Raw genomic sequence first — 7,796 nt, 5'->3', positions numbered from 1 at the left:
CCCCTGCCCCCTGCTCCCTGCCCCTTTTCCTCTTTGTGACCCAATGGATCACATTTTCCTCAAAACCTGGGCAACACCGTACCAGTCCCAGCATCCCTTTTGGGACGAACATAGGTCTTAGTCGTATCACTCTTAGTATGACCCAACTGGTCTTGCACCTCAAACAGCGTTTTTCTATCCACCGCCCTTGATGCGTGAGAATGACGTAACCAGTGGCAAGAAAACTTCACCTCTGCCACCTCAGATATATCCTGAATCAATTTTTTAATCGCTCGGTCACTCAATGGCAAACCCCGTTTCTTGGGATCAGGTGAGACATTAGGAAACACAGGCATCTTCTCACTGGCCATCCCCCGGTACTGTTTAAAGATGCGTGAAGTCTCATGGTCTAAACCAATTTCCCGGTACTTCCCCCCCTTCCCCCGAAACTTAATCGTGTAATATCCCCGGTGTTTATCTCCCGGTATCGGCTCTGGTTGCCATTTAAAGTTGTGCCAATATAAACCCGGATAATCTTCCTGCGGTTGACCCGGTTCCTGACCAGGAATAGTTACCCGACCTACTTCACCTACCCGCATCCCACTATAAAAAAGTAAACAGAACACCAACCAGTGTTTCTCCCCCAACATCTGGGCAGCATGAGCCAATTGTTCCAACTCCCAATCTTCCAGATAACGCTCTGCCTTCGGTAAATCTGTGAAATTATCGTAACTTATCGTACTAGCAATATTCCGTAAAAAATAGCCCACATTCTCACTGCTGCCATAACTCCAAAGAGATCGCAACATCAAAACCTGGTTAGATTTAGTATAAGGGGAAACCTCACCCCAAGAGGCGATAAATTCTAGTAACTTTGGTTGCTGAATTATCCGCAAGTCCTCTATCCCCTGCTTCCGTACCCACTCCAGTAATTTTTGACCAAAGCGATAGTATTTTCGCTTAGTTTGTTCTCGATTTTGCGACCCTGCCCAAGCCAAAATCAACTCTTCATCATTACCCACCGCAGGTGTGCGGTAATAATATTGACGAATTACCTCCTCAACTAATTCGGCGGTAACAGGTTGAGAAGTATCACGAGATACAACCTTACCGGGGGCAGGAAGAACTTCTACAGGACTGACCTCAATGTTGTTCACATCCATGAGAGAAATAAGCATCACGTAGTAGACGACATCTAGCTTCCTGGAAGCGTGGTTTCAGGAAGCTTTTTTTATATTCTATCTTCCCGTGAATGTGCAGATATTGTAATTGGAACAATCCTGCTGGTAGGTTCCATTGAAGAAGAATTCAGGAGTCAGAATTCAGGAGCGCAGCCGGAGACGCTCCGCCTCCGGTCAGAATGCAATCAGTGTGGGATTCAGACCCGCCACCTAGAAGCACCACCAAATTTTCAATTTGGTGGGGGTCTTAAACCCGTTTATTCATCCACCAGTCGCACAAAATTCATTCTGAATTCTGGCTCCTGACTCCTGAATAGCTACAGGTTGCCCCTCGTTGCACGAACCTTCTATTTACGCCGACTAGCGGCTTTAAATTCTCAATTATTAACTTGACGTTCTGAGTTTGTTTCCAGCTTGCTTTCGTAGGAAGAATAAATTTAGAGTAAGCTTTTTCTCTTCTTTGACGACCCGATTGATTTCTCGCTTTAGATAAACTCTCAATATTTTTATTGTTCTTTAACTCAATTACAAGATACAGCGTTTTTCAGGTTTATGAGGTACACAGATAAAAGCGAATCCCATTGCCCCTGAGAATAACCTGTACCTCATTTAGCTGAAATCTGCTGTAATTTGTAGGATAGGCAATCATGAAAGAGCAATAATTTAGCTAAAACTACACCCCCACCGCACAAAACCCAGCCCAATAAAAAGCATCACAAAAGGGTTTACTATCATCCGGTAACTGATGCAGACGACGATTTAGCGCCATCTTCACTGTTGCAGGTAAGGGCAACTTAATTTTTATAATCCATTTTTTTAATTCCGTCTTTGTGACATCCCGCAGCCATAACTGGGCTAAATTAAGAGCTGTAGCTACAGAAGAACCGTTTCGGAGATTGTGGTAGAACTGGAGCATCAAAAATGATGTTGACAAGTCATTCACTGTCCAAAGCGAACTCACTAAACTAGGAGTACCCGCGTATAGAAAACCACTGGGTAAACCGATGTACTCATCACTGAGGCTGGAGGGGTCAGTCAAACCCGTTTCGCAGGCAGAAAGAGTAACAAGGCGCGCTTGCTGCAAGTCCAAGTTCAAGATTTCTGCCAAAGTCAACGGCCCATCTGCTAACTGCAATGCTGAGTCTAGTGGAGATACCAAGTCAAATATGCCGTGGCACGCAAAGTGGACACAGTGGATGCCTTGCAACAGACTGTTACTGATAGCAGCTTTAGTTGCTGCTAACTGTTGAAAAACTGTTGCTATCTCAAATTTATCCTTAATTGCTTCAACTTCGATAGCAGCATAGGAAAGGTCATTTGTGGGATTTTGGATGGCGAACAAATGTTTAAAATTGGGTCGCTGGCGGGTTTGAGCTAATTGCAGCAGCTGGCAACTCGGAGCATAGCGGATTCCACGGCTAAATCTATCAATGAGGGTAGTATCAAATACAGACAAAGCATGGAGTGGTAATATATGCAAAAATCGATGGGGAATCAAAATTAGCTGGTTGCACTCTTGCGGTAACTGGGATAGGAGTCTGTCGAGGTGCAAATTCCTAGCAAGTTCCTCTAGACGCGGCATCAGTTGAGTTCGCCAACGGTTTTTATCCTGGTAGTAATCTTTCAGGTATGCCTCCAGCCAATTTGCTAGGTCTTGCACGTCTTGTAGAGTAGACCGCCAAACTGTAATCCGTTGCTGGTTTTTTTGTACAGAGAGAAAAGAATTGGCTTCGGTTTCACTGTTAGGCACAGGAGAAAAATCAGTATTGGGAGTCACAACGAATGTAAAAATTTGACCGTCAGCAATGAACCACTCAATTACAGCAGTGCGATCGTCAAGACTTGCTAGGAAGGGGGCTAAATCGAAGCTAGAACCAACAGCCAAGTAACTGTCTTGTAGTATGTTGCGCTGCTGTCGCAATTTTTGCAGCTTTTGAGCTAGAACAGTAGAGTTAGAAGCTGTTCCTGACTGGATGTACTGCTGTGCCTGGTTAATTTCATCCTGAAGCTGTTGCAGTTGACTAGCAATGTCTGGAGGAAAGATACTGTGATTGTCACGGCTGAGAACTAACTCTACCAACTGGCGTGTTTTACTACGTTCAACGTAAGTAATTGCCTTGCTAAGATATTGCGGTTCATTAACAGCCAGTTCTAGGGAAACCTCCACTATGTTGATATAAAGCTGATGCCATTCCTCAGCTAACTTACGTTTAACAATATCCCCAGAGACTATTTCACTCCGCAAAAACTCTACTGTATCAACTGCTGCGACGAAAGCAGAGTAGGCTAGGTGCAGTTGGTGCATATCCCGGTAAGCCAAACCCAAATTTAGTTGTGTTTCCGTGTGGTACATGGGAAAGGCAGCCTGAGTGCGTACCTGTAATGCTTGCTGACAGCAGTTAATTGCCTGTTCCAAATTTTGGTGACGTTCACCGAGTATGCGTTGTCGCCAAGCAACAGCTAAAGCATTTTGCGTTTCTGCCCAAGTTTCTGGAAACTCAGCTTTGGTATAGACTTGGAGAGCGTTTTGGTAACAAGCGATCGCTCGTTCGAGATTTTCTGCCTTCTCTCCATCCAGGCGTTGCCAGTATACTACTCCCAGGTTCTTCTGCGTCTCTGCCCATTTTGCTGGAAACTCTGTTTGAGTGTAAACTTGAAGCGCATTCTGCAAATAGTTAATGGCGCGTTCCAAGTTACTGGCTTTGTTTCCTTGCTGGCGATCGCAGTAAGCTACTCCCAGATTTTTCTGCGTATCTGCCCATTCTGTCGGCCATGTACTAAGGGTACGCACCGCCAGACTCTTGCGAAAACAAACAATTGCTTTTTCTAAATTAGCATCCGGCTCTCCCAGGATACTTTCACGATATGCGATTCCCAGGTTATGCTGCGCTCTAGCCCAGTCTACAGGATAGTTATCGACAGTGTGTACTTGCAGGGAATTTTGGTGGCAGCGAATTGCCTGCTCTAGGTTTTGCGCTCGGTCGCCCAAAACTCTGCTACTGTAAGCAGTACCCAAGTTGTTTTGGAGTATTGCCCACTCCTCTGGAGAAGAATCTTGGGTATAGACTTGTAGGGCATTTTGGTAGTAAGCGATCGCCTGCTCTAAATTCTCTGCTCGTTCTCCACGAAGGCGATTATTGTAGGCTGCACCAAGACTGTTCTGCACAATCGCCCACTGCTGTGGCAACTCGGCTTGTGTGAAGATATCTAGTGCAATGTTGTAACCTGCAATAGCAATTTCTAGGTTGCTCGCCCTACTGCCCAAAGGAAAGTGAAACATGAGATTGCTGAAGTTGACGAACAATCCAGCAATTGTAGTCCATCCTTCTGGTAGTATAGTTGAGAACAAGTTAGCTGCCAAGCTAGGCAAAATTTGAGCAAAAGCATCAGTGAGCTTGTCTAGATTAGCTCTGAGCAGAGGTTCAATCACCAGGGGATTGCAGTTGCTTTGTAAAATTGCCTGCCAAAGCTCATTCCAGAAAGGAGCAGTTATTTTGGCAGTTTCTAATGCAACTAACATAGCCGCATAATCACGTAGATTATAAATTTGATTGGCTCCCTGCAAGTTACCCTGTTCTTCCTGCCGAATAGCTGCTTGTTCTAACCATTCCAGCCAGCTAGTATCAACAAATTCTCGCCTATCCCGCAAAATCTCCGGCGCACGAGTGCTGTCGCAACGGAGTAGTTCTGCGGTTAAGTCCAGATAGGCTTGGTGGCGTTGTGCGTCCATGTTGTTTGAGTCTACTCAAATCTGTTTTTGCATCGTTTTGAGGGGATGGTGACGGTTTTTGTGTGATGTTCTGTTGTTGAGGGAGCGATCGCGTAGCTGAACCAGTTCAACCAATCTATATTCTGGACGGCTTGTTCACATTGAAGTATTATTTACTATCAATACATTAATTTCCTTGAAAAGCTTTCTGTAATAAGCAAAATCACCAAAAATAGTTTCAATAATGGTTAATTTCATGGTTTTTTGGTTTGAGACGAAGAAGAATTTGACTGGTTTAACTTGTTACTTTCTGTTACAGAGTTTTCAATCATGTCCTTACTTTCTGAAGCTGTCATGGGAGTCTTATTACCACCCGCAGCTCTTACATTGTCTAAATCTTCAATTGGTACATTGAGGATAGCCTCTAGAATTTGCGGACGGGTTTCATACCAGAGGGCGATCGCATTTGATATTTCTTCAACATCATCTGGAAGGGTTGCAAGCAATTCTAGTACATCGGTACGGTCTTCTGTCGTTAATAACTCAGGTTGGTTTTTGATTACATAAACAAAAGTTAAAATATTTTCTTCGTAAGGTGACATTTTTGACTCCTATTTATTGACCGATCGCGCAGAATGAAGCCCAGTGGAAAAGTTGCCGAAATGTTTGGAAGGAATAAATTTGTGATTCAATCTATCGAAGAGAACTCTCAAGCTCCTGTGCCAATTCAACTAAGGTTTGACGGCAGCTATCTGCTGGATCTATTAACTCCGCTAGTAGATGCAATAGGATAACTAAGGCATTTTCCTTTGTATCTCTACGAAATTGATTATGTAGGTAATCAATGGCAATATCCACGAGTTCTGATCGGCTATGAGCTTCCGGAAGAAAGTCATGCCAAGGTCTAAGTACATCATATGCACCTAAGAAATTCTGTAATCTTTCATAGCTTCTAAATTGGTCACAATTCAACAGAGCATTGCGTAATCTTATGTATCTTTCAGGAGTAATGCTAGGTTGATATTTATTTGCAGGGCTATTTTCTGTTACTGTGTTTTCAATCATGTCTTTGGATTCTTTAACTCGTTCACTGACAATGGCTTTTTGGAATGTAGCTTTGACCTGTTGTAAGTAATCGCGTCTCTGTTCTAAAAAGCTCAAATCTGATTGAATTTGTTGTTGCAGCTTGTCATGGATATGGTGCAAAAACTCTTGCCATAAACCTAAGTTAGTCTCTGGTAGGGACTCCAATTTTTCTAGCTTAGTCCTATAATTGTGTTCATTTGTAGCTATAGTATTTTTGTGATCTGCCAGTTCCCCCAAGTAGCGAACATATTCTAGTTCCATCTGTCGGATTTCTGCTAGTAACTGCCCTAGCCGATTTCCTTTATTAATAATTTCTAGCCGATTTGCGGCTTGAGTAATTTGATGAAAGCGTCGTTCGTAATCTGGCAATTTGTCGTAAAGTTCTTTCGCTCTTGCATCGCACCACCGGGATTGATGATAAACATACTGAATTGTATGACGAAACCACAGCAGATATAGTAAAATTTCAGATACTTTATCCATGTGGTTTTGGTTCATATCTTGGCATTTAAACCAAACTAAAATATGCAGTTTTTGAGCGGGGTCTGTGTGATCGCTTTCATATTCAAAAATTGGATTTCCTAATAGATAACCTGTACCGACAAACTCTGTTGAATTTCTTTCTGACAGTATTTGGTTAACACAAGCGTCAGCTAAATTTTGATAATCTTCCTGTGGTTCTATTGGTTGAGTAAAAAGTAATAATGTTTGTCCCAGAGAAGCTTGAATTTGTGGAGGTAATAGTAAGTTTTGGGGATTGAGGTATCTTAATTCTTGCAGACTCAAATTATCTTGAGAATACAGAGTTAGATCAATTGCATAACTATCATGTAACCGAAAAGGGCAAAGTAAACCTTGAAGCTCTAACCCACCAGTTTGAGTAATTAACCGAAAGTTTAAACTTGGTTCTTGATTACGCAGTAAATTGCTATATTCAACTCCAAGGCTATCTTCTGCTTGGGGAAAATATTGATTTTCCTGGTAACAAATAAGTTGTTGTTGCAGAGTTTGTAGTTCTGCAATGTGGAGCTTATTACCTAAATCAACTAACTGTTCCCACAACTGTGGTGCTTCTGCTACAGTCGGTTCTTCCCCTTGGTTGATGCTGTTTCGCAGATGGAAAGCATAGAGCGTGAGACTGCTATTACCCCATCTGAAAGGAGAAAGAGAAACTTGATCGAGAATAGGAACATTTACTCCATCAATTTGAATATACTGCTTCTGTCTTGGCAATCTATTAAATTGTTCTACTGCACCCTTGGGATCACCAGTTGTCAATTTCTCGATTCCAAGAGCATAGATAACTAATGATTGAGGAAATTCCACCAATGCTTCTGGAACAGCTTCTATAAATGATGCTAAACGAAACAGTTCTTTCCAGTTTTTCTGTTTCAACCTCGACTCAATAGCTTCTGCTAATTTACGACTCAGATGTTTTGATTTAGTAGAACCAAGTGCTATCCAATATTGAGGCTGGGTTAAATATTCTTCCTGTGCTTCTTCCTTTCCAAACTGCTGGTTTAAATAATTGGTATAAAACTCTGCTAATTTATCTAACTGCTGCTTGCCAAAACGCTCATCTTCCTTAAGTTCTATTAGCAACAAATTTCGTACAGCAACATCCATTTCGTAAAGTTCATAACCCACCTCACGACACAAACGAGACAGAAGTATGCGAGCAACTGCTGTCCAGGGAGCTTGGGGTACAAAGCGCAGCCAAATTTGGTAAAGTAAGTCTGGCGTGAGTGTCTGTGGAAATGCTGCATGACAAGCTAAATCAAAGTGCGCTTGATCAAATTTTTGGGCAAATCCTAAGATTCGCTCCATAGCTATGTTCAAAT

The 7,796-nt window shown here is 42.6% G+C and carries 4 protein-coding genes; all 4 read right to left on the bottom strand.

Going from position 1 to position 7,796, the window contains the following annotated elements; all coding sequences use genetic code 11:
* Positions 1-59 precede the first annotated feature (59 nt).
* Positions 60-1,157: a tyrosine-type recombinase/integrase gene (locus tag A0J48_RS19615; protein ID WP_234301036.1), complete on the bottom strand. Its 1,098-nt coding sequence runs from the start codon at positions 1,155-1,157 to the stop codon at positions 60-62.
* 676 nt (positions 1,158-1,833) lie between these two features.
* Positions 1,834-4,890: a CHAT domain-containing protein gene (locus A0J48_RS19610; RefSeq protein ID WP_200326025.1), complete on the bottom strand. Its 3,057-nt coding sequence runs from the start codon at positions 4,888-4,890 to the stop codon at positions 1,834-1,836.
* Positions 4,891-5,123: 233 nt separating this feature from the next.
* Positions 5,124-5,471 (bottom strand): hypothetical protein, encoded by a 348-nt coding sequence (locus A0J48_RS19605; RefSeq protein ID WP_200326024.1) that lies wholly within the window; start codon positions 5,469-5,471, stop codon positions 5,124-5,126.
* Between the two features lie 91 nt (positions 5,472-5,562).
* On the bottom strand, positions 5,563-7,782 hold the full coding sequence (locus A0J48_RS19600) for a hypothetical protein (protein ID WP_200326023.1): 2,220 nt from the start codon (positions 7,780-7,782) through the stop codon (positions 5,563-5,565).
* Between the last annotated feature and the right edge of the window lie 14 nt (positions 7,783-7,796).

This window comes from Sphaerospermopsis aphanizomenoides BCCUSP55, assembly GCF_001586785.1.
Taxonomy (GTDB): Bacteria; Cyanobacteriota; Cyanobacteriia; order Cyanobacteriales; family Nostocaceae; genus Sphaerospermopsis_A; species Sphaerospermopsis_A aphanizomenoides_A.
This window is presented reverse-complemented; position numbering and strand designations above follow the sequence as displayed.

Excerpts from the sequence above, each read along its gene's own strand:
- A0J48_RS19615 (WP_234301036.1), bottom strand. The coding sequence starts at position 1,157 with ATGCTTATTTCTCTCATGGATGTGAACAACATTGAGGTCAGTCCTGTA.
- A0J48_RS19610 (WP_200326025.1), bottom strand. The coding sequence starts at position 4,890 with ATGGACGCACAACGCCACCAAGCCTATCTGGACTTAACCGCAGAACTA.
- A0J48_RS19605 (WP_200326024.1), bottom strand. The coding sequence starts at position 5,471 with ATGTCACCTTACGAAGAAAATATTTTAACTTTTGTTTATGTAATCAAA.
- A0J48_RS19600 (WP_200326023.1), bottom strand. The coding sequence starts at position 7,782 with ATGGAGCGAATCTTAGGATTTGCCCAAAAATTTGATCAAGCGCACTTT.